This is a genomic window from Lentzea jiangxiensis (assembly GCF_900104175.1).
GTDB lineage: Bacteria > Actinomycetota > Actinomycetes > Mycobacteriales > Pseudonocardiaceae > Lentzea > Lentzea jiangxiensis.
Genome location: NZ_FNIX01000029.1, coordinates 17,940 through 43,225 on the forward strand (window position 1 = coordinate 17,940; position 25,286 = coordinate 43,225).

The following is a 25,286-nucleotide window of genomic DNA, read 5'->3' on the forward strand; positions in this document are numbered from 1 at the left end:
GCAGTGGCCGGGAGCTGAGGCCCGGCCGCCACGCGCGACCAGGCCGTTCCCGTGCGCAACCGTCAGGCCGCCAGTGCGATGACGGGTGCGGTGCGTCCCATCGCTCGTGCGTAGAGGCCCTCGAAGCGTTCCAGCGTCGTGGCCAGCGCGTGGTGGGAGATGATCTCGCTGCTGGCGGCCCCCATGCGGGCCCGCATGGGGGCGTCGTGGACGAGGGTGTGCAGGCGTTGGGCGAGTTGGTTGACGTCGCCGGGCTCGAACAGCCAGCCGTTGCGGCCGGGGTGCACCAGGTGTGGCAGGGCCATGGCGTTCGCGGCGATGACCGGTTTGCCCGCGGCCATCGCCTCCATGGTGGCGAGGCTCTGCAGCTCGGCGACACCGGGCATGACGAACAGGTCGGCGCGGGCGTAGGCGTCGAGCAGTTCGTCTTCGGAGACGAAGCCGTGGAAGCGCACGCGGTCGGCGATCTGCAGGTCGCGGGCCAGCAGCTCCCACTCGGCCCTGCAGGTGCCGTCGCCGACGATCTCGCCGGACGCGCCCGGCACGCGGGCCAGGGCGCGCAGGAACTCGCCGACGCGCTTCTCCTCGTCGAGCCGGCCGACGAACAGGGCGGTCGGGCGGTCGTTGCGGGTGACCGAGCGCCGGTAGCGGGCGATGTCGATGCCGCACGACACGGGGATCGCGCGTTCGGGGAAGCCGCTTTCGTGCAGCAGCTGCACGGCGCGCGGTGTCGGGGCGGTGACGACGTCGGCGCGGCCGAACACGCGGGCCAGGTCGCGGTAGGCCCACTTGCGGGACAGGCCCTGCAGGAACGCCGGCACGTGCGCGTGGCTGAACAGGTTCTCCGGCATGAAGTGGTTGGTCGCGAGGGTCGGTATGCCTTGGGCGACGGCGGAGTTGAGGACGAACCGGCCCACCACGAAGTGCGCCTGCACGTGCACGACGTCCGGCTTGAGCGCCTTGACCAGTTCGTCGGCCTCCTTCGACGCCTGCCAGGGCAGGCAGAAGCGGAAGTCCGGGTAGAACGGCAGCCGGTGCGACCGCAGCCGGTGCACCGTCACGCCGGGGATGTCGGTGGCCTTCGGCGAGTCCGGGGCGATGACGTGCACGTCGTGGCCGTTGCCGGCGAGACCGACCGCCAGGCGCTGCGCGAAGCGCGCGGCACCGTTGACGTCCGGCGGGAACGTGTCGGCGGCGATGACGACGCGCAGGGCGCTGGAGGTGTTCACGGGAAGCTCCGTTCGGATGTTTTCACGAGGTTGACGAGCAAGTGCGAACACGCCGAAAACAGCGGCGAGAGCGCAGGCGAACAGCGCGGCACCGGTCATGACGGACAGGTGCGCGGCCTCGCCGAGCAGGAAGGCGCCGATGCCCACCGCGATCAGCGGGTCCACCACGGTCAGGCAGGCGACGGCGAGATGAGGGGGTCCGCCCGCGTAGGCGAGCTGGACCATCCAGCCGCCGACGGCGAGCGAGAGGGCGATGCCGAGCACCGACGCGAGGTGCGAGAGCCCGAAACCGCCTTGCTGCACCGACTGCGAGACGGCGCGCATCAGGACGGACACGTACCCGTACGCGACGCCACCGGCTGATGCGAATGCCACAGCGCGGATGCGTGCGTTGGATGTCAGGGCAGCCACGAGGCCAGGCACCGCGATCGCGCCGAGAGTGACGAGCCCGGCCGTGAGTTCGGCGTCCGGCGCCACCCTCGTGGCGGTCGCACTGCCGGAGGCCAGCAACACGAACGCACCCACGCCCACGGTCGTGAGCAGGATCGCGGGCATCTCGCGGAAACGGCGGTCCAGCAACGCGGTCAGGCCGATCGCGACGACACCGATCGGCTGCACGACGGTCAGCGGAGCCATGCCCAGCGCGGCGGCGTGCACCCCGGCACCGGCGACCAGCAGCGCGAGGCCGCCCAGCCAGCGGGGCTGGCGCAGGACACCGGCGCGCGCACCGGTCGAGGCGACCACGTCGTGCTGCAGGCGTGCCGCGAAGGCGAAGCAGACGGCGCCGAGCACGGCGAGCGTGATGGCGAGCAGTGTCATGGCGTGCGCCTCACCTGTAGTGCCGCGATGGCGAAAAGGAGTGCGTAAAGGGATGCGAACAAAACGCGTTCGGTCAGCCCGCGCGCCTCGAAACCGGCGAACGAAACGTGGCTGACCAGAAATGCCGCGCTGGAGATGCTCGCCGTTGTTGCGATACCGATCAGGGCCGGAAATTGCCGGGCGATGAGCACGCCCGCGGCGGGCAGCGCCACGAACATCACCGCCCCGGCGTAGCGGTGGACGTAGCCCGACGTCGACGTCGGCGCCCCCGCCGGGTCCGTCGGGAAGATCGTCGCCACCGCCAGCCCCGCCGACCAGATGCCGATCAACCACTGCGCTGACCTGCCCACACCCCGCAGGTTGACGGCGAGCAGCGCCGACACGGCCGCGAGACCGAGAGACGTCGCCGCGAGCCACCCCGTGCCGTTGTCGACGAAGACGTAGTCGCTGATCACGTCCGTGACCGGGTTGAGCTGACCCGCCGACACGACGTGCAGGTAGAAAATCGGGACCAGTGACAACACCAGTCCCCCGACCGCCAGGCCCCGCCTTTTCGCCCCCACCTCGACCACGAGAAAATTCTCTGGTGAACGCGGTGATCAACCAATGGGGAACTCCCCCGACGCGACCCTGAGGTGTCCCTGAGGTACCGGGGTAGGGCCAGCCCCACCTTTTTCCGCCGTACTCCGGGAATGAGGGCCGTAACCCGGTCGAGTGCGGATTGCCCGGACCGCCTAGGCTGCGTGGTCGTGAGCCCGAATCCCCAGCCTGCGGTGGAAGTGTCGGGGCTGGTCAAGAGGTACGGCTCGAAGACCGCCGTCGACGGCCTCGACCTCGTCCAGCAGCCCGGCACCGTTCTCGCGCTGCTCGGACCCAACGGCGCGGGCAAGACGACGACCGTCGAGATCTGCGAGGGCTTCCGGCGAGCCGACGACGGCTCGGTGCGCGTGCTCGGTCTCGCCGCGGGCTCCGAGGAGCTGCGGCCGCGGATCGGCGTCATGCCGCAGGGCGGTGGCGGCTATCCCGGCATCCGCGCCGAGGAGATGCTGAACCTCGTGGCCGCGTGCGCGAAGAACCCCCTCGACCCGAAGTGGCTCATCGAGGTCCTCGGGCTCGGCGGTGCGGCGCGCACCCCGTACAAGAGGCTCTCCGGCGGGCAGCAGCAACGGCTTTCCCTGGCGTGCGCGCTGATCGGCCGTCCCGAGCTCGTGTTCCTCGACGAACCGACCGCGGGCATGGACCCGCAGGCGCGCCGGCTGGTGTGGGACCTGGTGTGCGCCCTCAAGGACGACGGCGTGGCCGTGCTGCTCACGACGCACCTCATGGACGAGGCCGAGGCGCTCGCCGACGACGTCGTGATCATCGACCAGGGCCGCGTGGTCGCGCAGGGCACGCCCGCCGAGCTGACCGCCAACCGGCCGGACGACCAGCAGCTGCGGTTCCGCGCGCGGCCGGGTCTCGACACGTCGTTGCTGTCCGCCGCACTGCCCGAGGGGCTGAAGGTGCGCGAGGCGACGAGGGGCGCGTACGTCGTGGAGGGTCACATCGACCCGCAGGTCGTCTCGACCGTCACGTCGTGGTGCGCGCAGCAGGGCGTGCTGGCCGAGGAGCTGACGGTCGCCAAGCGCAGCCTCGAAGACGTTTTCCTGGAGCTGACCGGCAGGGAGCTGCGTTCGTGACCACCTTCGCTCCCGGCACCTTCAAGCCCGCGCCCGGCCGCGGCTCGCTGCCGAAGATGCTGTTCGTGCACGCCCGCACCGAGGCGATGCTGACGTTGCGCAACGGCGAGCAGGTCCTGCTGACCGTGCTCATCCCGCTGGCGCTGCTGGTGGCCCTGTCGGTGATGTCGGTGATCCCGATGCCCGAGCCCCGCGTGGGTTCGGCGACGGCGCGGATCTTCGCGCTGGCGATCATCTCGTCGGCGTTCACCGGGCAGGCCATCGCACTCGGGTTCGACCGGCGCTACGGCGTGCTGAAGCGGCTCTCGGCCTCCGCGCTGCCCCGGTGGCTGCTGGTCGCCGGAAGGGTCTGCGGCGCCCTGGTCGTCGTGGCGCTCCAGATCACCCTGTTGGCGGTGACGGCGCTGGTCCTGGGCTGGCGCTTCCCGCTCTCGGGCCTGCCGTGGGTCGTGCTGCTGATCATCTTGGGCACGCTGACGTTCGGTGCGCTGGGCGTGCTGCTCGGCGGCTCGCTGCGGGCCGAGATCGTGCTCGCGCTGGCGAACATCATCTGGTTCGCGCTGCTGATGGCCGGCGGTGTGGCGCTGTCGGCGCCCGTCGGGTTCATCCACCTGCTGCCGTCGGCCGCGCTCGCCGAGGCCCTGGAGACTTCTGTGGTGCACGGCACGGCACCCGGTGCGGGCCCCGTCGCGGTGCTCGTGGCCTGGGGCGTTGTCGCCGGGGCACTGGCAACCCGGACGACTCGCCTGACCTGAGCACGCCTACCATCAGTGGCGTGTCGAAGCTGACCGCCTTCCTCGTGTCCTGGCAGCGCGCGTTCGCGATTGCCGTCGTCATCGCGCAGGCCGGAATCGCGGTCACCGGGTCGATCGTCCGCGTGACCGGCTCGGGCCTCGGCTGCCCGACCTGGCCGCAGTGCTTCGAGGGCAGCGTCACCCCGGTCGACCACCCCGAGGTCGCGACCCTGCACCAGTGGGTCGAGTTCGGCAACCGGACGCTGACGGGCGTCGTCGGCGTCATCGCGGGCCTGTGCGTGCTGGCCGCGTGGTTCCACCTCCCGCGCCGCCGCCGGGTGCTGGTGCTCTCGCTCGTGCAGCTCGTCGGCGTTGTCGTGCAGGCCGTCGTCGGCGGCATCACGGTGCTCACGGGCCTCGCCTGGTACACCGTGTCGATCCACTTCATGATCTCGATGGCGCTCGTGTGGATGGCCGTGCTGCTGGTGAGCTCGCTGTCCGAGGGCGACGGGCCGGCGCGGCTCAAGGTGCCGGCACCGTTGATGAGGCTTCAGGTCGTCATGGCGGTCGTGCTGGGCGCGCTGCTGGTGGCGGGCACGTGGGTGACGGCCGCCGGCCCGCACGCCGGTGACGCCTCCACGCCGCGGCTGGGCGGCGACGTCGCAACGCTCGCGCAGATCCACGCGGACCTGCTGTTCCTGTTCCTGGGCCTGCTGATCGCGGTCGGGTTCTTCACCCGCACCCGCGCGTACTGGACGCTGGTCGGCGTCGTGCTCGCCCAGGGCGCGCTGGGAATGGTCCAGTACTGGACCGGGGTGCCCGAGGTGCTCGTGTCGCTGCACGTGCTCGGCGCCGGTGCCGTCGTCATCGCCACGGCCGCGCTGTGGACGTCGTCGCGCGAGCGCACGCACCAGGTCGAGCTGCCCGCCCCCGGCGATCAGGCGCTCAGCAACGCCTGAGCCTCGCCCTGGTCGTTGTGGCCCGCCCAGTTCGCGGGCGTGGCCTCGAAGTTGACGTCGGTGATGGTCCGGTCGGCGCCCGCGTCCAGCAGGACCCGGATGACCGGCAGGTGGCCGCGCTCGGCCGCGAGGTGCAGCGCCGTCACGCCCTCGCCGTGCATCGGACCGCCGAACGTCGTGCGCTGGTTGGGGTTCGCGCCCAGGTCGAGCAACACGCGGGTGGCGTTCTCCAGCCCGCACCACGCGGTCCACGCCAGCGCCGTACCGCGGTAGACGTCGGCGTCGATCCGGGCGCCGCGCTTGAGCAGGTCGCCCAGGACCTCGACGCGGTCGTTGCGGGCGGCCCACGACAGCGCCTCGTCCAGCACCTCCTGCGGGTCGTTCGTCGGCCACCAGCGCGGGAAACCGCTGTGCGGCCGGTAGTAGCCGCGGCCGGCCTCCGGCGCGGTGGCGAGGCCGAGGTCGCCCAGCCCGGCGGCGACGCGCAGGTTCGGCGGGTGCACTCCGTGCCGCGCCAGCAGTTCGGCGGTCTTCGTGTTGCCCCAGAACAACGCGACGGCCAGCGGTGTGCCGCCCTCGCCGCGCGCTTCCAGGTCCGTGCGCGCGCCCTTCGCCAGCAGGAGCGCCGCCAGGTCGTCGAGACCGGCGCAGGCCGCCTGGTGCAACGCCGTCCAGCCGTGGACGTTGCGGTGGTCGACGTCCGCACCGGCGTTGAGCATCACCTCGACCAGCCGCTCGTCGTACTTGGCCGTGGCGAGGCCGAGGAGGTCGTTGCCGTTGGTACCGCTGGCCTTCACGAGCCACGGGTCCCGCGTGATGATCGCCTGCAGCTCACCGGGGTTCCGCATCTCGATGGCCTGGTAGGCGCGGGCGAACGGCCGGGGCTTGCGGATGTTGGCCTTGAGCGCCTTCCAGTCCTGGCAGCCGTGGGCCTGGGCGAGCACGATGTGCGCGCCCTCGTCCGTAAGCGGCACGTCGTCGAAGACCTCGAGCGCGCCGGGCACCCCGTCCCACGCGGAGGCGAGCAGCCCGCGCGCCCGCTCCTCGTAGTACTCGACGTCGTCGCGGAACGGGTGCCACATGGCACCCACGCTACTTCGGCGCGGCGGGCCTGCGCTCCCACAAAGCGGGAAGTTCCTCCGAGAGCCAACCGTACAGCCGGTCGACGGTCTTCAGCCGCTGCGCGCGCTCGGGGTCACCGCTGAGCAGCCGCATGCCGTCGTCGGTGAGCGTCTGGACGCTCGCGATGGCGTTGAGCTTGCGCTGGATGAACTCCGTCCAGGCCTTCTCGTTGATCCGGTACTCGGCCGCCTGCCGGCCGCGGCGGGTCCGCTTGGTCACCAGGCCGACGTTGACCAGGTACTTGAGGTTCGTGCTGATCGACCCGCTGCTGGCCTCCAGCTCCTGCGAGAGCTCGGCGGCGGTGCGCTCGACCGGCTGGCACACGAGCAGGTAGCCGAGGATGCGGCCGCCGATCAGCGGGATGCCCTCCTCCGCGAAGTGGGCGGCGAAGCGCTCGATCCAGGCCGAGAGGCGGGTTTCCCTGCCGACGCTCATCTCAGTGATCCCTTTCGGTCGACACTGAAATCATCGTAGCGATCTTGTCAACGGCTTGTGCAACCTCGTGGTTGCAGAGCGGGATTCAACGTGCAACCATTGGTTGCACATCAGCCGACTTCGACCCGAGGACGTACCCGTGGACACGACCGCACTACGCAGCGCGTACGAGGAGTTCTTCGAGATGGCGGCGCTGCCGGACCTCGGTGACGCCGCCGACGGCGGCTGGGACACCGACCAGGTGCTGGCCCACGTCCTCAGCGTCGACGCCGCGACCACCGCTGTCGCCCTCGGCGTCGTGTCCGGCGCGCGGCCCGCGTTCGACAACCGGATCTGCCTCGACGGCGGGAACCTCGACCGCATCATCGGCGCGCATGCCGGCAGGGCCGGCCTGATCGACGGCGTGCGCCACCAGGCGGCCGTCCTCTGCGACGTCGCCGACCGGCTCGACGAGGCGTCCGGCGCGGTGCCGGTGCCGACGCTGCTGATGTCCGGGGACGAGGTGCTGGTCGACCAGCCGGTGCCGCTCGCCGACCTCGTCCACGGCCTCGCCGCGAACCACGTTCCCGGGCACACCCGGCAGCTCATCGAGCTTCGGCGCTAGCCCCGGAAAGCGAGAACCGGGAGGCGGATCGCTCCCGGTTCCGGATGGCCCGCGGAAGCCGGGCTGATCAGCACACGGGCGCGAGCGGGGTCGTCTCGTCAGGTCCCGCCCGGCGCCGCCACCGGTCCAGCTTGGCGTGTTCCGTCAGCGAGATCAGCGTCTCCCGCACGGACAGCCGCACGCGCGGATCGCAGTTCAGCACCGGCACGTCGGGAGAGATCCCCATGCCGCGGATGATGGCCTTCACGTCCGACCGGACAGACGCGTGCACGTTGTTCAGCGCCAGCACGTACGGGATGTTGTGGTCCTCGAAGTACCGCATCGCGTCGACGGAGTCGGCGGGGCGCATCACGTCGAACAGCACCACGGCACCGACGGCGCCACGCACCACGTCTTTCCAGCCCGCGCGCGGGTCCTGCCACTGCGGGGCCACGAAGAGGTGCAGGGCGAGGCCCGGGTCGAGCCACACGCGTCCGAACTGGATGCGCACGAGTTCCGTGACGCCGCCCGCGCGTTCGGGCGGGAGTGCGCTCATCGAGAGGAGGTCGTTCTCCACGATGGACCTGATGAAGGTGCTCTTGCCCACGCCGAAACCGCCGGCTACGACGATCTTGGCCGAGGTCAGCTCCCGTCCGGGCGGCCCTGGGGGCCCGAATTCGGGAAATCTAGAGCCGACGTAGTCCACTCAGCACTCTCTCCATCAACCCGAGGTCCGGCGTGTCACCGCCCGCGGAAGCGGTCTGGTGCACGTCCACCAGACCTCGTTCCGCCATGTCGCCGAGCAACACCTTCACGACTCCCAGCGGGAGCCGCATCAGTGCCGCCACCTCCGCGACGGACCGCGGGGAGTGGCAGAGCTCGACGACGCGTTGGTGCTCAGCCTGCAAGATACCTGCCGACTGCCGAGTCTGATCATTCGCGGAGACAAGTGTCTCGATCTCGAGGCTGACGTTCGACCGCGTGCGCCCGCCCGTCCAGGCGTACGCACGAACGATCGAGGCGTCGGAGGCCTCCGGGAGCACCGGCTCGAAGGCGGGGACCTCCTCCTGCCGCACGACGGGAACTTCGTCCTGTCCGGGCGTGGCGGACTCCGGCTCGTGCGTCCGCTTGCGACTCGAGTCCAGCGAGAACCCGTTCATCAGGTCGGCGAACGTCTGTTCGGCGGGCGTCTGGGCCCGCCGCCGTCGCCGGGGCGCGTCAGGAGAAGAACTCATGGATCACCTCACGCTGTGCAGCTGCGCTCGCAGTTCGGGGGTGAGGATCTGGCCCACCTGGTCGACGACCACGGTCATCTCGTAGGCCACCTGGCCGACATCGCTGTCGGGCGCGGCGAGAACCGCCAGACAAGACCCGTCTCGAATGGACATGAGGAGCATGATCCCGTAGTCCATCTCGATCACGGTGCGCAACACTCCGCCCCCGTCGAAACAGCGCGAGGCGCTCGCCGTGAGCGCCGCGACGCCCGAGGCGATGGCGGCGAGCTGGTCGGCGCGCTCCGGCGGGAGGCCCGACGACTTGGTGAGCAGCAGGCCGTCCACCGAGATGACGATCGCGTGGGCGACACCGGCCACGCGATCGGTGAAGTTCGTGACCAACCAGCCGAACTGGTCCACCTGGCGCGACTGAGGCGTGCTCATGCCTTCTCCCCGTTCCACTGGCCGTTCCCCTGGCCGTTGCCACTCCCGCCGCCCAGCGGGGCCTGGCGCAGGCCCGTCTGGTAGCTCGCGAGAAACCCTCGTGCTCGTTCCGGATCGCGCTTCTGGCCCACCGCAGGGCGTGTGCCGTTCTCGGGACGTTCCGCGAGGTCGGGAAGCAGGTTCTTACGCGGCGCCCGTTTCGGCAAGCCGGCATCGGTCTCGCCGGCGTCCGCGACGGGGTCGCCCGCCTGTTCCCAGACGGTCCCGCCCGGCTTCTTGCCGAACCAGGATGCCACTACGGACGGTGACGAGGCCGGGGAGGGCTCGGATCGGGACGCCGCCGGCGAACGGCCGCCGTCGACCGGTTCGGCCGAGCCACCGCTGCCCGCGAACCAGGACGACGTCTTCTCGCCGGGCGACTCGGCCGGCACCCCGTTGTACGGGGTTTGCGCGGCACGGGGCGCGGGCTGGGGGTGGTGGGCGCGCTGGGGCGCGGGCTGGGGTGCCGACTCGTCGATCGCGGCGCCGCGGAACGACGACCACTCGGCCGACTCGCGCGGTTGCTCGATGACCGGGGCGGGCGGTGCCAGGTTCGGGGTCTTCACGACGACGTGCGGCTGCTTGGCCAGCGCCGGCTTCGGCTGCGGCAGCGCGGCGTGCCGCGGCTGGGACGGTGCCGGGGCGGCCTCCTCGCGCGAGCGGACGAGCTCCGCCGGCACGAACACGAACGCCCGCAGGCCCTCGCGGCCCTCCCCCGCCCCGCGCAGGCGCACGGTGATGCCGTGGCGGCCCGCGAGGCGTCCGACGACGAACAGACCCATCTGGCGCGAGACGGGCACGTCCTCCTCGTTGCCGGACGACAGCCGTTCGTTGGCCTCGGTCAGTTCGGCCGGACCCATGCCGATGCCCTCGTCGGCGACCTCGACGAGCACGGCTCCCTGCTGGTCGAGCCGGGAGCCGATCACGACCTGCGTGGCGGGCGCGGAGAACGCGGTGGCGTTGTCCAGCAGCTCCGCGACGAGGCGCACCAGGTCGCTGGCCGCGTAGCCGACGATCTCGACCGACGGCGTCGACTTCACGACGACGCGCTGGTAGTGCTCGATCTCGGACGCGGCGGCGCGCAGCACGTCGGCCAGCGGGACGGGCTGGTGGAACCGGCGGGCGACGTCGCTGCCGGACAGCACCATCAGGTTCTCGTTGTTGCGGCGCATGCGCGTGGCGAGGTGGTCGAGCTTGAACAGGTTCGCCAGCTGCTCGGGGTTCTCCTCGTGGCGCTCGAGCTCCTCCATGAGCTTGAGCTGGCGCTCGACGAGGCCCTGCGAGCGGCGCGACAGGTTGACGAAGATGTTCTTCATGCCCGACCGCATCGTCGACTGCTCGACGGCGGAGCGGATGGCCTGCTCGTGCACCGCGTCGAACGCGCGGGCGAGCTGGCCGAACTCCTCGCTGGTGTGCACGGGCACCGGTTCGATCTCGGTGTCCGGTTTGCGGTCGGCGCGGATGGCGGCGACGACCTCGGGCAGGTGGTGGTGCGCCACGTCGAGCGCGGAGTGCCGCAGCTCGGACAGCGAGCGCAGCAGGTAGCGGCCGATGACGAAGCCGAGCGTGCCGGCGACCAGCAGCATCGCGAGCAGGATGACCGCGGCGGCGCCGGCCTTGTTGGACGTGTCGTCCTGCAGAGCCGCGGCGGAGTCCGCGAGCTCGTCCTGCATCTGCCGGACGACCTGCTCCATCAGCCGCGCGGTCGTGCCGGAGGACCTGTTCCAGTCCTCGACGGCGATGCCGAACGACGGCGCGGGTTTCGGCTGGCCGGGACGGGTGGCCGGGGGCGGCGTGCCGTCGGGCTGGGTGAGCGCGCGTTCGACGAGGGCGGAGCGGTTCGCCACGGCGGCACCGGTCACGGTCTGGTCGTAGGCGCGGCGCTGGTCGGTGGTGCCGATGGCCTGGAAGTCGCCCAGGCGGTCCTGCAGCCGGATGTCGGACTGCTCCAGCACGCGGACCTCGGGGCCGAGGAGCTTGCCCCGGCCGATCGCCGCCAGGACGACGGCGTGCTGCAGCGAGACCTGCTCCTGCGCGATGACGAGGTTGTGCAGCGCCGCGGCGGTGCCCGAGATGGCGTTGTCGTTGAACTGGCCGATGAGCGCCTGCTCGAAGTCCAGCAACGACTTCACGATCGCCGCGTAGCCCGCGGTGCCGCCGGACGGGTCGCCGCCGTCGCCGCCCTGCGCGACCTTCTCGCGCAGGTTCTTCAGCGTCTCCAGCTGACCGCCGAGCTCGACGAAGCGGCTGCGCGAGACGTCGCTAATGCCGTCCGTGCGGTCGACACGGCGGCGCAGCGTCTCGGCGGCGTTGTCCGTCGAGCGGATCTGGTTCTGGTAGGCGCCGACGCCGGAGCCGCTCGTGGAGCTCTGCGCGGCGAGCGTGCGTTCCTGCTGGACGCTGGAGATCAACGGCGCGAGATCCGCCCTCAGGCGAACCAGGCCCTGCATCCGCACGTAGTCGTTGGACCGGTCGACGTAGCCGGAGATCTGCAGGGCGCCCGCACCGACGGCAACGGCGACCGGCACCAGCAGCACGACGCCGAGCTTGACCGGCAGCCTCCAGTTGCGCCAGTCGCTGATCTTTCTCCACTCGACATTCACGAAATGGTCCCCAAGGCGCGCTCGAAGTGCCCCACTATCGGCTACCTCCTGGCCTGGTGAATCCTCGAGAGTCGATACCCCCGCAGCTCGATATCCAGATCAGCCGTACCGGGTGTGAGCGGATAGTAGGCCAGACAGCGTGACGCGACAACGACCTCACGCGTGCACGATCGATCACCGACGGTGACGTTCTACCTTTTGGGGTGGTCCTGGGGGTTCAGGGGATTGACTCCCCGCCACTCGTGGTTACGCTTGCGCCTCCCACCCCCGGATCGGACGCGCCTTCCGCGCGGAGTCTCGCCGGGCACTCCCCGTAACGAATGCGAGCGGTTGATGACGAAGGCGCTGCCCTCCGTGTCACGCCCGGCCTCCCCCGGTTTCGCGACCTTTGAAGAACCCCGTCACTCATTGCTCATAGATGGTGACGGAGAGCCGGATTACAGTTCCATCCAAACGAGTGACGATTTCCTCGCGCTGAAGCGGCGCATCACCCGCTTCATTCTCCCGGCGACGTTGCTGTTCCTGGCTTGGTACGTCACGTTCGTATTGCTTTCCGCCTACGCCGTCGACTTCATGAGCACCCCGCTGTTCGGAACGGTGAACGTCGGCTTGACGATGGGATTTCTCCAGATCGTCACCACCGTCATCATCACAATGGCGTACGCGCGTTACTCCAAGCGGAAGCTCGACCCGCAGGTCGAGAAGGTGCGCGCGCTCGCGGAAACCGACGAGGAGCTCGCGTGACCGGGACGAACACCGCGATCAACCTGTCCGTCTTCGGAGTCTTCGTCCTGCTGACGCTCTACATCGTCTACCGGGTGTCGACGAGGAACGTCAGCGCGTCCGACTACTACGCGGCGGGCAGCAGTTTCACGGGAACGCAGAACGGCATCGCGCTCTCCGGCGACTTCCTCTCCGCCGCGTCGTTCCTCGGCATCTCCGGCGCGATCGCCGTGAACGGCTACGACGGCTTCATGTACTCGATCGGGTGGGTCGTCGCCTGGCTGATCGGCCTGATGCTCATCTCGGAACGGCTGCGCAACACCGGCCGCTTCACGATGGGTGACGTCATGGCGTTCCGCATGCGCCAGCGCCCCGTGCGCGCGGCGGCGGCGAACGCCACGCTGGTCATCTCGCTGTTCTACATGATCGCGCAGATGGCGGGCGCCGGCGGCCTCATGGCGTTGCTGCTGGACGTGCACAGCAAGGTCGGCCAGGCCGTCATCATCGCGGTCGTGGGCATCGTCATGGTGCTGTACGTGCTGGTCGGCGGCATGAAGGGCACCACGTGGGTGCAGATCATCAAGGCCGTCCTGCTGCTGCTGTCGGTGTCGCTGCTGACGATCTTCCTCATCGGCAAGTTCGGCTTCGACATCTCCTCGATGCTCGACCGCGCCACGCAACGCTCCCCCTTGGGCGAAGCCGTCCTCTCACCGGGCGTGAAGTACGGCGCCACGGGCTTGTCGAAAATCGACTTCATCTCTCTCGCACTGGCCCTCGTGCTCGGCACCGCAGCGTTGCCGCACGTACTGATGCGCTTCTACACAGTCCCGAACGCCCGCGAAGCACGTAAGTCCGTCGTGTGGGCCACGTGGATGATGGCGATCTTCTACTCGTGCACCCTCGTCATCGGCTTCGGTGCGATGGCCCTCGTCGGCACCGACGAGATCACCAGCGCACCGGGCGGCGAGAACTCGGCCGCACCGCTGCTGGCGTTCAAGATCGGCGGCACCGTGCTCCTCGGCATCGTCTGCGCCGTGGCGTTCGCCACGATCCTCGCCGTCGTGGCCGGCCTGACCCTGACCGCCTCGGCGTCGTTCGCGCACGACGTCTACGCGAACGTCATCAAGCACGGCGAGGCCGACCCGCGCGACGAGGTCCGCGTGGCCCGCATCACCGCGGTCTGCGTAGGCGTGCTCGCGATCGCCGGAGGCATCGCGGCGAACGGCCAGAACATCGCCTTCCTGGTCGCCCTCGCGTTCGCGCTGGCCGCGTCCGCGAACCTGCCGACGCTGCTGTACTCCATGTTCTGGAAGCGGTTCAACACGCGCGGCACCCTGTGGAGCATCTACGGCGGCCTCACGTCGTGCTTGCTGCTCATCCTGTTCTCGCCCGCGATCTCCGGCTCGAAGTCCTCGGTGTTCCCGGACGTGGACTTCGCGTTCTTCCCGCTGGCGAACCCAGGCATCGTGTCGATCCCGCTGTCGTTCCTGGCCGGGTTCCTCGGGACGGTGCTCGGCGGGGAGCGGGCGGACGCGGAGAAGCAGGCGGAGATGGAGGTGCGCGGGCTGACCGCGATCGGGTCGGGTCTGCGCTAGTGGTGTGGCGGTGCTCCAGGGTCGGTGTGGTGGCCCTGGAGCAGGACGGCGGGACCTTCAGTTGTCCACCGGCTGTTGAGTGTTTGACCTGCGTCTTCACTGGTCGCGGTGAATGACGGACCGGTCGTGCCGGCCGCGCCCGACGCCCCGCGTTCCTCCACCGGCCCACGGCCGGGGCACATCGGACTAGCCCCGCGACGCCGCCGCCTGGATCACCTTGCTGAACCGCGACGCGGCTTCCTCGTTCGTGTGCTTGAACCCGAGCGACGGCTCGGTCAGCTCCAGTTCGAGCAGCACCGGTTCGCCGTCCGGCCCCTCGACGACGTCCACGCGTGCGTACAGGAAGTCGCTGCGCCGCAACGAGAGCAGGTCCGCGGCCACGTCGAGCACCTGCTCACCGAGCTCCACCTGACGGCGCGACGGCTCGATGCTCCCGAGGCGTTCCTCGACGTAGAGCCCGGACTCCGCCTCGGCCAGACCTTGGGCCAGCATCGGTCCCTTGTGGAACGCGTGCGAGTACTCACCGGCGAAGAACACCAGCGCGGTCTCGCCGTTCGCGTCCACACTGGACTGGTAGGGCTGCACCAGCGCCTTGCCACCCAGGGCCTCGAGGTGTGCGGAACCCTCGGCGTGGTCGGTGAACCGGCCGGCGCCGCGCGACCCCGCACCGACGGCGGGCTTCACCACGAACTCCCCGGCGGGGAAGACGACGTCTTGTCCGGGGAGCACGACGGCGGTGGGCACCACGGCGACGCCGCGCTCGGCGAGCTCGACCATGTACGACTTGTCGGTGTTCCACCGCACCACCGGCAGCGGGTTCGCCAGTCCGCGCACCCCGGCACACCACGTCAGGAACTCGTCGAGCCGGTCCGGGTAGTCCCAGGTCGTGCGCAGCACCACGAGGTCGGCCGTAACGGGCCCGCCCCACGGCTGCCACACGACCTCCACGCCGTCGCGCTCCAGCGCGGCGACGAGTGCTTCCTCGTCGCCGTCGCCGGAGGGCAGCCGGTCGCACGAGGCGAGCACGACCTTCATGACTGCATCTTGGCCATCTTGCGGCGGTGGGCGGGACCGATCTTCGTGGCGGCGGTGGTCTCGCGGTCCCACTCGGCCGCCTCGACGTCGGCGGCGGCTTCGACGGCGGCTTCGACGGCGGCCGTGGCGGACTCGACGTCCTTCGTCATGACGTCGCCCATGGCGCCGTCCGCGCCGACCAGCACGATGCGCGCGCCGGCGCGGCCGATCGGTTCGACGACGGCCTTGACGGCCGTGCCGGGCTTGCCGTGGGCCTTCACGAAGTCGGCGATGCGCTTCTGCGCGGTTTGATCAGACACCCCCACACTGTAAAACCAGCGAGTAGCTTCAGCCGGGTGAGCACCGACACGCTGGCGTCCTTCCTCTCCTGGTACTTCGACCACCACCCCGCCCACGCGGCCTCGGCCGGTTCGCTCGAGCACTACTCGACGTTCGGGGACTTCTCCGCCTCCGCGTTCGAGCAGCGGGCCCGGGAGAAGGAGGCGTGGCTGGCGCGGCTCGAGCCGTTGCCGGCGTCGGTGGACCGGGATCTCGCGCTGTCGGTGCTGCGCGGGTCGTCGGCGGCGGAGACGTGGCCGGGGTGGCGGCGCGATCCGCACGAGTACTCCGGGATCGTGTTCTTCGGGCTGCTGGGGCCGTTCCTGCACAGGTTGCTGCCCGAGGCCGAGCTGGTCGAGCCGGCGGTGGCGAAGCTGCGGGAGGTGCCGTCGGTCCTCGCCGCCGCGGAGGCGAACCTCGACCCGTCCCTCGCGTCGGAGCTGGTCGTGCGCAGGGCGCTCGGGCAGGTGCGGACGGGGCGGTCGTTCCTGCTGGAGTCGTTGCCGCTGCAGGTGTCGTCACCCGAGCTGCGCGCGGTGCTGGTCGAGGCGGCCGGGCCCGCGGCCGAGGCGTTCGACCGGCACGCGGCGTTCCTGGAGGACCTGGCCCTGCGCGCGAGCGGCGACTGGCGGATGGGCGAGAAGCTCTATTCGGCCCTGTTGCAGGACAAGGAGCTGCTCGGGTACGGGGCGCCGGAGCTGCACCAGCGCGGGCAGGACGCGTACGCGTCGCTGGAGGCCGAGCTGGAGGAGCTGGCGGGCGCGGAGGACTGGCGGGCGGTGATGAGCTCGTTGCAGGACGACCACCCACCGACGCTGGAGGCGATGCGTGCCGAGTACGAGGCGGAGACCTCACGGGCGCGGGCGGCGTTGGTGGAGCACTCGCTGGTCACGATGCCCGAGGGCGAGGACTGCCGGGTGGTGCCGTCGCCGCCGTTCCAGCGGGCGATCATGTCGGTGGCGAGCTACCTCGGACCGCCGCCGCTGACGTCACGGCGGGTCGGGTACTTCTTCGTGCCGTTCACGCCCGACGGCGCCACGGACGAGCAGGTCGCGCACCGGCTGCGCACCAACGCGCGGTCGCAGCTGCCGACGATCTCGGTGCACGAGGCCTACCCCGGGCACCACTGGCACTCGGCGTGGCTGGCGGCGCAGGGGCCCGCGCACCCGTTGCGCAAGGTGTTCCGGACGTCGTACTTCTCCGAGGGCTGGGCGCTGTACTCGGAGAAGCTGCTGCGGTCGGTCGGGTACTACACGACGAGGGGCGCTCTCATGGGCCACGTCGAGGCGCGGCTGTTCCGGGCGGCGCGGATGATCGTCGACACGGCGCTGCACTGCGGTGACATGACCCCCGCTGAGGCCGAGTCGTTCATGGTGGCGCGCACGGCGCTGACGCCGGGCACGGCCGCCGGCGAGGTCAAGCGGTACTGCGCGTGGCCGACGCAGGCGCCGTCGTACCTGACGGGGGCGTTGGAGATCGACGCGATCCGCGAGGAGTACCTGGCCGCGGGGCTGGGGTCGTTGCGCGACTTCCACGACCGGATCGCCGGGTCCGGCGCGCTGCCGCTCGGGCTCGCGCGCCGGGTGGCCCTGGGCGAGGACTAGGCGCGCTGGTAGGCGCGGCCCGCCGCGGTGAGGGCCGTGCCGGTGGAGAGACCGGTCGGGCTGGTCTTGGTGGAGAGCGTGAACCACGCGTACCGCTCCACGAACGGCAGCCCGTCGAGCATCCTGGCCGACGCGGTGATGAAGGCGGTCTGCTGCTGTTCGGTGGGGTGGACCGCCCGGCCGGAACGCCAGTCGATCAGCGCGTACTCGGTGAGCCAGATCGGTTTGCCGTAACGGGCGTGCACGTTGCGCAGGTAGGACTCCAGGTGTCCGGTGGCCGCGCTGGAGAAGTCCTGGCCGTACCAGTGGATCGGGATGAAGTCGACGCGCAGGTTGCGCGCCTTCGCGCCGGCCATGAACCGGTCGAGCCAGCCGCCGGCGACGTCACCGCCGAACGCGACCGCGGGTGCGCCGAGCCGCAGACCGGTGCTCTGCAGGCGGGGCCACAGGTCGAGGGCGCGTTCGACGGTCATGTCGGCCTGGCCCGCCAGGTCGGGCTCGTTGAACCCGAGCAGCTGCCGGCCGCTGGCCTTGGCGTTGCGGAGCTCGGCGTCGGTGACGCTGGCGGCGCCCCAGATCATCGGGACGAACTCGGCGCTGCTCTGGATCCCCCGCCGGTCGGAGGCCCAGTTGTAGTACCAGCGGGCGTCCAGCGCGGCCATCGCGGCGCCGGCCGGGCCGGGGTCGTCGGCCGCGTTCACGCCCTTCTTGGCGGAGACGGCGTGTGATGGAAGCGCTCCCATGAGCAGCAGGCATGCGATCAGCAGCAGGGTTGTTTTTCGCATGCACCGGTCTTACCAGTCCGGCGAGCTCGTTTTGCCCGTACGGGCCGGGAGCGGGAACATCGGGTCGTTCACCGGGGTTGTCCCAGGTTGAGCCGATCCAGGAGGACAGATGCCCAAGGCAGTGGTGGTGCGGGAGACCGGTGGTCCCGAGGTGCTGGAGCACGCGGAGGTGCAGGCCCGCACTCCCGGCGACGGCGAGCTGCTGGTCCGCACGGCCGCGGCCGGCGTGAACTACATCGACACCTACCAGCGCAGCGGCGCCTACCGGATCCCGCTCCCCACCACGCTCGGCCTGGAGGGCGCGGGCGAGGTCGTCGTGTCGAACTCCCCCGACTTCGCCGCCGGGGACGAGGTCGCGTGGATGAGCGTGCTGGGCAGCTACGCGTCCGAGGTCGTCGTGCCGGCGTCCGCGGCGGTCCGGGTCCCCGCGGAGCTCGACGTGGAACTGGCCGCGGCCTCGTTGCTGCAGGGCGTCACCGCGCACTACCTCGTGCACTCGACGTACGCCGTGAAGGAGGGCGACCGGGTGCTGGTGCACGCGGCCGCCGGTGGCGTCGGCCTGCTGCTGACGCAGTGGGCGAAGGCGAAGGGCGCGGTCGTCGTGGCGACGGTGTCGACCGACGAGAAGGAGGCGCTGGCCAGGGAGGCGGGCGCGGACCAGGTGCTGCGGTACGGCGACTTCGCCTCGCAGATCGAGAAGGTCGACGTCGTGTACGACGGCGTCGGGCGCGACACGTTCGACCAGTCGCTGGCGTCGTTGAAGCCGCGCGGCCTGCTGGCGCTGTTCGGGGCGTCGTCCGGAGCGGTCCCGCCGGTGGACCCGCAGCGGCTGAACGCGGCCGGATCCGTGTTCCTCACGCGTCCGTCGACCGGCGCGTACCTGCTCGACCGGGCCGAGTTCGAGTGGCGGGCCGCCGACCTGTTCGGCGCGATCGCGTCCGGTGAGCTGAACGTCCGGATCGGCGGGCGTTACGAACTGGAGGAGGCGGCTCAGGCGCACACGGACCTCCAGTCGCGCAAGACGACCGGGAAGCTGCTGCTCCTGCCGTGACGGCGAACGGCCCCGGACCGCCCTCTTGGGCTTGCGTTCCGGGGGCCGTCGTCGCTCGTCAGGCGGAGGGGGTGACCTTCACGCCGTCGATCACGAAGACCAGCGTCTCGTTCGGCTTGATGCCCTGGCCGCCCTTGCCGTAGCCCTTGGCCGGCGGGACGATCAGCAGACGGCGGCCCTTCTCCTTGAGGCCGACGATGCCCTCGTTCCAGCCGTCGATGACCGGCGCCTGGCCGACGTTCTCCACGTCGAACGGCGCGCCGCGCTCGAAGGAGCTGTCCAGCACCTTCTTGTCGCTGAACGTCGTCAGCTGGTAGTTGACGGTGGCCGTCGTGCCCGTCTTCACCTCTTCGCCGGTGCCCTGCACCAGGTCCTTGACGATGAGCTCGTCGGTGGGCTTGCACGCGGGGATCTCGACCTTGGGCGCCGACCCGAAGTCGCCGGAGACCTTGAAGTCGTCGGCCTTGCAGGGGTTCGTCGGGGTCGCGGTGGAGCCGCCCGAGGAGGGCTGGGCGGAGCTGCCGCACCCGGCCAGGCCGGTGGCCGCCGCGAGCGCCAGGGACGCGATGAGCAGGACGTTGCGCATGGTGCGTGAGCGTATTCGGAGTGGTGTTAGCCGGGCGTAGCAGGCCGGGCGAGCGTGCTCGGGCGGTGGCCCGCGGACTCGGCCTGGTGGACCAAAGGCGGGCAACGCCGAGCGGGCGAAAACACACGGCTTGGGTGCTTTCGGGTGGGTGGGTCACCCTCATCCGACACGTTGAGGGCAACCGGCGACTTTGTGTCACCGAAGTACACGTATGCGGGCTGCCCACCGGGTTCATACACGCTTATTCCGGCCGTGGATGTCGCACGAACAGCAGCTTCCTTATCTTTTGACCGGCGCGTACAGTAACTCCTCGCACTTGATCGGACACCGCCCGCATTCGTCCGTTCGGGTAGCGGCCAATCTGGTGATGCAGGAGGTGGAACTCGTGTCCGCGGAGGCCGGAGGCATCCGCAGCAACCTGATCCAGGAGTTGTTCTGGACTCGGACCGGGTTGCTCCTCCTCATACTCGTCGTGACGTCCGGTGCGTCGCTGGCCATTTCCAGTCAAATGGATTCCGGGGCAGCGAGAAACCTGCTGACAGCACTGGGCACCGGCACTCTCATTTCGGCTGTCGTGAGCTTCACGCAAACGTTGATCACGTCGAAAGCGGCGCAGAAAGCGCTTCTCGCTCCCGTGGTCGAGGAGAGCCGCAAAGCGCTCAAGGAGCTGAGCGAGGAGTACCGGGCGCTGGACCGGGAGTTCTTCCCCAGCCACGTGTTCGAGCCGACGGCCACGCCGGACCCGGTGTTCAACCAGCTGATGATGCAGGACCTGGAGCGGACCCGGCTGTACTGCTTCCGCGGCTTCGCCGGGCGGTACGCGGCGGGAAGGGTGCTGCTCAGCCAGTCGGAGTGCGAGCTCAGGGCCGTGCTGGCCGACCCGCGCGACGACAACGCCCTGAGCGGGCGGGCGCGGTACCTGTTGCGCAACGAGGGCGCGGACGGCGATTACGAGGAGATCCAGAAGCGGCTCAAGGAACAGATCCGAATAGGACTCGTCGGGTTGTTCGCGGCACGCAGCCGGTGCAGCCGGATCGACGTCACCATCGTGTCGGATCCGCCTCTGGACCGCCTCGAACTGTTCGACGACTCGGCGTGGCTCACGCTCTACAGCAACACCGCGGGAGTGCTGAGGCCGTATCCGCGCACGTTGCGGTTCACCGAGAGTTCGTTCCTTTACGCGATGGAACGCGCGGAGTTCCTGCGCATCAGCAATTCCAGGGCCGGCTACCACTTCGCCATCACACCGGGAACGTCGCGCACCGACTTCCTGGCGTTGTTCGAGAAGATCACCGGCGAGACTCTCACCCAAGGCGGTTTCGCGGAACTGGAGGACAAGTTCCACGCATTCCGCCGCGAATTCTCCGCATCCGCTCAGTTGAGGAGCTGATCGATCTTGCCAGCCGAGTTCACCGGGTTGTCCGCGCTCGAGGAGCTCGCCGCCCGGGTGAAGAACGCCGAATCACCGGTCGTCGACCACTGGGCCGACATAGGCACGTGGTTCCGCGACTGGGCGGCCCGGCCGGAGCTGCGCAAGGAGATCCGTGCGCACATCGACGGGCTCACGCCCCAGCAGGCGACCTGGGTGATCGCGCACTCCCGCGAGACGACGACGCACTTCGCCTGGTGCCTGCGCGACGAGGTGGAGGAGCCGTTCACGTTCTGGTTGCACGAGTACAAGCCGCTCGCGGACTGGCGAACCGGGTACGCCGACTCCGTCCACAACCACCGCTACCACTTCTGCACCACCATTCTGAGCGGCGCCTACCTGCACGAACGCTTTGACGCGCGGCTTGGCGTCGGCGGCCGTTCGATCGTCGGCACCGAGCTCAAGAACCGCACCCAGTGCACCGAGGGCACCACGGGCACGTTGCTCGCGCACGAGTTCCACCGCATCCCACGGGCGGCGGACGGGACGATGACGTTCCTCGTGAAGTCGCGTGCCGTCACGCCGTGGAGCCTCAGCTACGACCCGGACACGGGCATCAGCCACCGCCACGTGCCCGTCGAGGACCGGCTGGAGGATCTGACGAACCGACTCTGAAGCCCCACCTGCGCCGCCGCGGCGCGCCTACCATCAGCCCACCTGGTCGGGAGGGCTGATGATGCGTACGCGCACAAGGATTCCGAGGTCTGTCATAGCGGACGTGGAGCAACGCGTGAGGCGGCTGTGCGAGGACCTCGCCGCCAAGCTGCAGTTCCACGGGTGGCACCACGTGAGCTTCGTCCGCGACAAGTCCGTGCACTTCGCGGAGCGCAACGGCGCCGCGGTGGACGTCGTCGAGGTCGCGGCACTGGTGCACGACCTGAACTACATGGTCCGGCGCAACTCGCTGCCCACGGACGGCGCGGCGCTGCGCAGGAAGGTCCTGTTCGTCGCCGGCGTACCGCTCGGCGACATCGAGTGGATCGAGCGGATCGTCGTCGAGGCCGAGATGCGCACCCGCTCCCGCGACATCTCACTGGAGGCGCAGGCGCTGTCGGACGCGGACACGCTGTTCAAGGCGCTGCCCGTCACGCCGGTCGTCCTCGCGCACAGGTACCTGCAGGAGAACGGCATCACGCTGCGCGAGCTCGCGCACAAGATCGTGGGCGAGCAGGTGGGCAAGGCCGACGAGGGCTACTACTTCTACGACGCGGAGGCCGCCGCGACCTACACGAAGTGGGCCGAGGCGAACCTGTCGCTGTGGCGGTGCATCGTCGAGTCGCTCGACGACCCGTGCGTGGAGGACCTGCTGACCAGCGTCACCTGAGGCGCAGGTCGGCACCCGCGTGCAGGGTCCAGGCGAGGCCGAGGACGTTGCCCCGGCCGAGCATCTCCCAGCGTGTGCGCCGCACCGCCTCGCCCGCGGGCATGCCGCCGGCGAGCCTCGCCAGCAGCATGCCGCTCACCCAGCCGGCCATGCCCTGGTCGACGACCACCTCCGGGTGGACCACACCGGCGGCACCGGCCTGGTTCACGAACGCGTCGACCAGGTGCGCCGCCGGTGACGTCGTCACGACCAGCGGCCGGTGGGGCCACCCGTCGATCTCGACCGGCTCCAGGGCGTTCTCGTCGTAGACGAGGTGCAGGACGTCCGCACGCTCGTCGGCCAGCGCGCGCGGAAGGTCCGCGGGGCTGACGTAGGCGGACGAGATGACCTCCGGCGGCAGGAAGGACATCAGCTCGGCCACGTGCCGCTGGGTGAGCGCCCGGTCGAGGCCGGGGTCGGCGGCCAGCGCGACCTGGACCTGGCGACCGGTCGGCGAGACCTGCCACGCCAGCGGGCCCGCCGGCTGTTCGAGGACGCTCGACAGGCCCCAGAAACCGAAGGGGCACAACACGTTCCCGCTGTGGTCCGGTTCCGGGCAGCCGAGTGGCACCTCTCCCCCGGCGCCGAACGGGCCGAACCGCGACACCGACGCGCACAGCCGGTACGGGCCTTCGGCGAACGGCAGGTCGTAGACGTGCGCCCACGGCACGCGCGTCGCGCCCGCGACCGTGATCACCCCTCCGCGCCGGACCGCCGCGCCACCGGGGAACAGCCGGGCGTGCAGCGCGGCACCCCGCACCGCGAACGCGGCCAGGTCTTCGCAGAACGCCGGGAAGCCCTTGCCGTACCAGGGGTCCAGCCCGGACACGACCGGGAGTTCGGCGACCGGGCCCACGCCGACCGGGTGCGGCACGCCGCCGGTCGTCACCAGTGCCCGTTCGCCGAGCACCAGGACCGACGCCGTCCGGGACGACAGGGGCGCGAGGTCCGCGAACGTCCGGGAGAGCCGGAACCGCGACCAGACCCGCGACTCGCCTCCGCCGACCGGCAGCACGACCTGCTGGACGTGCACGGGCACGGCGCCGCGGTAGATGACCAGCTCACCGCTCCACGGCACGGATGCGTACGGGGTCGTCACCGGGAAGCTGACCCACGGGCTCGCGCCGTCCGCCGGCAGCACGAACGTCTCGGTCTGCACCTCGCGGCCGTTCATGCCGAGCACCGCTCGCAGTTCCAGGTCGCCGGGCAGGGTGGGGCCGGCTCCGACGCGGGTCCACACCTCGTACCGGGCGCCGGGCCGCAGCGCTCCGGCGATGCCCTCCGTGGCTCCGGGGAGCGCGACCACGACCGGCACGGACCGGTCGGCGACCACAGGCGGTGCGGGGAGGGTGGTGTAGGTCATCATCCCGCGCCGTTCCCGCTCGCGGAACTGCCAGAGGACGTCCTCGACGCGGCCCTCGCCGGAGCCGTGCGGCACGGCGAGGACGACGTGCGGCGCGCTCCAGCCCATCAGCACCGAGGTGGTGTCCACACCGGGCACCCACGTGTGCACGGCGGTGAACAGCACGACCGGGCGGCCGAGTCCGCGCAGGGCGGCCACGACGGGGGCCGAGTCCCACGAGCGCGTGTCGTGCAGCGCCACCAGGTCGCCGGGGACGTCCGGGATCGGCGGCAGCGACGAGGCGGAGGCGAAGTGGCGGAGGTCCAGGACGGCGAACCGCAGCGGGCGCACCCGCGTGGCGACCGTCGTGGAGGCGGCGGCGCCGACCGGCAGGCCCGCGCTGACCTGGGCCCAGCCCGCCGGATCGGTGATCACGACCAGCGAGGCCGACGGGGTCAGGGCCGCGACGAAGTCCAGTGGTGAACCCTCACCACCGGTGACGGTGAACTCAACGGGCGCCACAGCCGTACGCCTGGAAGTGCAGCTAGAACGGCCAGCCCAGCACCGGCAACCCGACCACGGCGTCCACGGCGAGACCGCAGAACACGAGCATCAGGTAGAGGTTCGACATGTGGAAGAACTTCATGGTGTTCGTGGAGCCGCCACGGCGCACGACGTTGTGCAACTTGTGCGCGAAGACGGCGAACCACACGCCGGACAGCGCCGCGACCGCCACGTAGATCCACGAGGTGACGGGGGCGAGGGCCAGGGTGCACAGGACGGTGATCCAGCTGTAGATCACGATCTGCCGCGTCACCTGCTGAGCTGTGGCCACCACGGGCAGCATCGGCACGCCTGCTCGGGCGTAGTCCTCCTTGAACTTCATCGCGAGGGCCCAGGTGTGCGGCGGCGTCCAGAAGAAGATGACGCCGAACATGACCAGCGCGGGCCACTCGACGGTGCCCGTCACCGCGCTCCAGCCGATGATCACCGGCATGCAGCCCGCCATGCCGCCCCAGATGATGTTCTGCGAGGTGCGGCGCTTGAGAACCAGCGTGTAGACGAAGATGTAGAAGAGGATCGTCGCGACCGCGAAGGCCGCGGACATCAGATTGACGAAGATCCACAGGAACGCGAACGAGAAGACGCCGAGCACGATGCCGAAGATCAGGGCGTTGCGCGGCGGGATGGCGTTGTGCGCGAGCGGGCGGGCCGCCGTCCGCTTCATGACCGAGTCGATGTCGGCGTCGACGAAGCAGTTGAGGGCGTTGGCGGACCCCGCGGCGAGCGTGCCGCCGGTGAGGGTGCAGGCGATCAGCCACAGCGGCGGCAGGCCGTGCTGGGCCAGGAGCATCGCGGGGATCGTGGTGATCAGCAGGAGCTCGATGACCCGCGGCTTGGTGAGTGCCACATAGGCGCCAACTACCTGACGAGGCGACCGTTGAGGGGCCTCGAGGACGGCACTCATCGCGTGATCGCTCCTCATGGTGCATGTGGTGGGGAATCCAGCGATTGATGGTAACTGCGTTCAATATTCACAGCCCGTTCGGGTACTCGTGTGCCTGGGCACACACCGGCCTGCGACCTTCCGGCAC

Annotated in this window: 25 protein-coding genes; 11 read left to right on the forward strand and 14 right to left on the reverse strand. The window is 70.2% G+C overall.

The window, feature by feature from the left end; all coding sequences use genetic code 11:
* Window positions 1-62: 62 nt before the first annotated feature.
* Window positions 63-2,048 carry a glycosyltransferase gene (locus tag BLQ91_RS37315; RefSeq protein ID WP_090104920.1) on the reverse strand — a complete coding sequence of 662 codons (1,986 nt, stop codon included), beginning with the start codon at window positions 2,046-2,048 and terminating at the stop codon, window positions 63-65.
* Window positions 2,045-2,620: a DUF998 domain-containing protein gene (locus tag BLQ91_RS37320; RefSeq protein ID WP_090104921.1), complete on the reverse strand. Its 576-nt coding sequence runs from the start codon at window positions 2,618-2,620 to the stop codon at window positions 2,045-2,047. The genes BLQ91_RS37315 and BLQ91_RS37320 overlap by 4 nt, the downstream gene beginning before the upstream one ends.
* A gap of 201 nt (window positions 2,621-2,821) precedes the next feature.
* Here BLQ91_RS37320 and BLQ91_RS37325 point away from each other — a divergent pair, with 201 nt between their 5' ends.
* From BLQ91_RS37325 to BLQ91_RS37335, 3 genes are read left to right on the forward strand one after another with little or no spacing between them, the layout of a single operon-like run.
* Window positions 2,822-3,727 (forward strand): ABC transporter ATP-binding protein, encoded by a 906-nt coding sequence (locus BLQ91_RS37325; RefSeq protein WP_245734241.1) that lies wholly within the window; start codon window positions 2,822-2,824, stop codon window positions 3,725-3,727.
* Complete coding sequence (locus BLQ91_RS37330; protein WP_425412579.1) at window positions 3,724-4,482, forward strand: ABC transporter permease; 759 nt, start codon at window positions 3,724-3,726, stop codon at window positions 4,480-4,482. Before BLQ91_RS37325 ends, BLQ91_RS37330 begins: the two co-directional genes overlap by 4 nt.
* A gap of 11 nt (window positions 4,483-4,493) precedes the next feature.
* Window positions 4,494-5,420 (forward strand): COX15/CtaA family protein, encoded by a 927-nt coding sequence (locus tag BLQ91_RS37335; protein WP_090104971.1) that lies wholly within the window; start codon window positions 4,494-4,496, stop codon window positions 5,418-5,420.
* On the opposite strand, the gene BLQ91_RS37340 is transcribed toward BLQ91_RS37335, so the two are convergent.
* Both BLQ91_RS37340 and BLQ91_RS37345 read right to left on the reverse strand, forming a co-directional pair.
* Entirely contained in the window at window positions 5,399-6,502 is a 1,104-nt protein-coding gene (locus tag BLQ91_RS37340; RefSeq protein WP_090104972.1) for an ankyrin repeat domain-containing protein, read from the reverse strand. The two genes, BLQ91_RS37335 and BLQ91_RS37340, sit on opposite strands and share 22 nt — an antisense overlap.
* 10 nt (window positions 6,503-6,512) lie before the next feature.
* A complete protein-coding gene (locus BLQ91_RS37345; RefSeq protein ID WP_090104923.1) occupies window positions 6,513-6,977 on the reverse strand; it encodes a GbsR/MarR family transcriptional regulator in 465 nt (154 codons plus the stop codon).
* A gap of 139 nt (window positions 6,978-7,116) precedes the next feature.
* Between BLQ91_RS37345 and BLQ91_RS37350 the strand changes: the two genes are divergently transcribed.
* A complete protein-coding gene (locus BLQ91_RS37350; protein ID WP_090104924.1) occupies window positions 7,117-7,581 on the forward strand; it encodes a hypothetical protein in 465 nt (154 codons plus the stop codon).
* Between the two features lie 67 nt (window positions 7,582-7,648).
* Here the strand turns inward: BLQ91_RS37350 and BLQ91_RS37355 are convergent, their stop codons facing one another.
* From BLQ91_RS37355 to BLQ91_RS37370, 4 genes are all read right to left on the reverse strand, one after another.
* Complete coding sequence (locus BLQ91_RS37355) at window positions 7,649-8,167, reverse strand: hypothetical protein (protein ID WP_090104926.1); 519 nt, start codon at window positions 8,165-8,167, stop codon at window positions 7,649-7,651.
* A 79-nt stretch (window positions 8,168-8,246) separates the two neighbouring features.
* Window positions 8,247-8,795 carry a DUF742 domain-containing protein gene (locus BLQ91_RS37360; RefSeq protein WP_090104928.1) on the reverse strand — a complete coding sequence of 183 codons (549 nt, stop codon included), beginning with the start codon at window positions 8,793-8,795 and terminating at the stop codon, window positions 8,247-8,249.
* A 3-nt stretch (window positions 8,796-8,798) separates the two neighbouring features.
* A complete protein-coding gene (locus BLQ91_RS37365; RefSeq protein ID WP_090104930.1) occupies window positions 8,799-9,218 on the reverse strand; it encodes a roadblock/LC7 domain-containing protein in 420 nt (139 codons plus the stop codon).
* Complete coding sequence (locus BLQ91_RS37370) at window positions 9,215-11,860, reverse strand: sensor histidine kinase (RefSeq protein WP_090104932.1); 2,646 nt, start codon at window positions 11,858-11,860, stop codon at window positions 9,215-9,217. Before BLQ91_RS37370 ends, BLQ91_RS37365 begins: the two co-directional genes overlap by 4 nt.
* A gap of 333 nt (window positions 11,861-12,193) precedes the next feature.
* On the opposite strand from BLQ91_RS37370, the gene BLQ91_RS37375 reads away from it, so the two are divergent.
* Together BLQ91_RS37375 and BLQ91_RS37380 are read left to right on the forward strand one after the other, a co-directional pair.
* Window positions 12,194-12,604, forward strand: a complete 411-nt coding sequence (locus tag BLQ91_RS37375) for a DUF485 domain-containing protein (RefSeq protein ID WP_090104974.1) — start codon at window positions 12,194-12,196, stop codon at window positions 12,602-12,604.
* Window positions 12,601-14,178, forward strand: a complete 1,578-nt coding sequence (locus BLQ91_RS37380; RefSeq protein WP_090104934.1) for a solute symporter family protein — start codon at window positions 12,601-12,603, stop codon at window positions 14,176-14,178. The genes BLQ91_RS37375 and BLQ91_RS37380 overlap by 4 nt, the downstream gene beginning before the upstream one ends.
* A 186-nt stretch (window positions 14,179-14,364) precedes the next feature.
* Here the strand turns inward: BLQ91_RS37380 and BLQ91_RS37385 are convergent, their stop codons facing one another.
* Window positions 14,365-15,213, reverse strand: a complete 849-nt coding sequence (locus tag BLQ91_RS37385) for an ATP-grasp domain-containing protein (protein ID WP_090104936.1) — start codon at window positions 15,211-15,213, stop codon at window positions 14,365-14,367.
* Window positions 15,210-15,512 carry a hypothetical protein gene (locus tag BLQ91_RS37390; RefSeq protein ID WP_245734235.1) on the reverse strand — a complete coding sequence of 101 codons (303 nt, stop codon included), beginning with the start codon at window positions 15,510-15,512 and terminating at the stop codon, window positions 15,210-15,212. The genes BLQ91_RS37385 and BLQ91_RS37390 overlap by 4 nt, the downstream gene beginning before the upstream one ends.
* 36 nt (window positions 15,513-15,548) lie before the next feature.
* Here BLQ91_RS37390 and BLQ91_RS37395 point away from each other — a divergent pair, with 36 nt between their 5' ends.
* A complete protein-coding gene (locus BLQ91_RS37395; RefSeq protein ID WP_090104940.1) occupies window positions 15,549-17,135 on the forward strand; it encodes a DUF885 domain-containing protein in 1,587 nt (528 codons plus the stop codon).
* On the opposite strand, the gene BLQ91_RS37400 is transcribed toward BLQ91_RS37395, so the two are convergent.
* Window positions 17,132-17,920: a glycoside hydrolase family protein gene (locus tag BLQ91_RS37400; protein ID WP_090104942.1), complete on the reverse strand. Its 789-nt coding sequence runs from the start codon at window positions 17,918-17,920 to the stop codon at window positions 17,132-17,134. The genes BLQ91_RS37395 and BLQ91_RS37400 overlap by 4 nt on opposite strands.
* 109 nt (window positions 17,921-18,029) lie before the next feature.
* On the opposite strand from BLQ91_RS37400, the gene BLQ91_RS37405 reads away from it, so the two are divergent.
* The gene (locus BLQ91_RS37405; protein WP_090104944.1) at window positions 18,030-18,971 is read left to right on the forward strand and encodes a quinone oxidoreductase family protein; all 942 of its coding nucleotides are present in this window, start codon (window positions 18,030-18,032) and stop codon (window positions 18,969-18,971) included.
* A gap of 58 nt (window positions 18,972-19,029) precedes the next feature.
* On the opposite strand, the gene BLQ91_RS37410 is transcribed toward BLQ91_RS37405, so the two are convergent.
* Window positions 19,030-19,557 (reverse strand): FKBP-type peptidyl-prolyl cis-trans isomerase, encoded by a 528-nt coding sequence (locus tag BLQ91_RS37410; RefSeq protein ID WP_090104946.1) that lies wholly within the window; start codon window positions 19,555-19,557, stop codon window positions 19,030-19,032.
* A gap of 367 nt (window positions 19,558-19,924) precedes the next feature.
* On the opposite strand from BLQ91_RS37410, the gene BLQ91_RS37415 reads away from it, so the two are divergent.
* The 3 genes from BLQ91_RS37415 (at window position 19,925) to BLQ91_RS37425 (ending at window position 22,310) form a co-directional block, all read left to right on the forward strand.
* Window positions 19,925-20,947: a hypothetical protein gene (locus tag BLQ91_RS37415; protein ID WP_176960168.1), complete on the forward strand. Its 1,023-nt coding sequence runs from the start codon at window positions 19,925-19,927 to the stop codon at window positions 20,945-20,947.
* A 6-nt stretch (window positions 20,948-20,953) separates the two neighbouring features.
* Window positions 20,954-21,601: a hypothetical protein gene (locus BLQ91_RS37420; protein ID WP_090104948.1), complete on the forward strand. Its 648-nt coding sequence runs from the start codon at window positions 20,954-20,956 to the stop codon at window positions 21,599-21,601.
* 61 nt (window positions 21,602-21,662) lie between these two features.
* The gene (locus BLQ91_RS37425; RefSeq protein ID WP_090104978.1) at window positions 21,663-22,310 is read left to right on the forward strand and encodes an HD family phosphohydrolase; all 648 of its coding nucleotides are present in this window, start codon (window positions 21,663-21,665) and stop codon (window positions 22,308-22,310) included.
* Here the strand turns inward: BLQ91_RS37425 and BLQ91_RS37430 are convergent.
* Together BLQ91_RS37430 and BLQ91_RS37435 are read right to left on the reverse strand one after the other, a co-directional pair.
* Window positions 22,303-24,213, reverse strand: a complete 1,911-nt coding sequence (locus tag BLQ91_RS37430) for a hypothetical protein (RefSeq protein ID WP_090104950.1) — start codon at window positions 24,211-24,213, stop codon at window positions 22,303-22,305. The two genes, BLQ91_RS37425 and BLQ91_RS37430, sit on opposite strands and share 8 nt — an antisense overlap.
* Before the next feature lie 22 nt (window positions 24,214-24,235).
* On the reverse strand, window positions 24,236-25,159 hold the full coding sequence (locus tag BLQ91_RS37435) for a heme o synthase (protein ID WP_090104952.1): 924 nt from the start codon (window positions 25,157-25,159) through the stop codon (window positions 24,236-24,238).
* Window positions 25,160-25,286 lie beyond the last annotated feature (127 nt).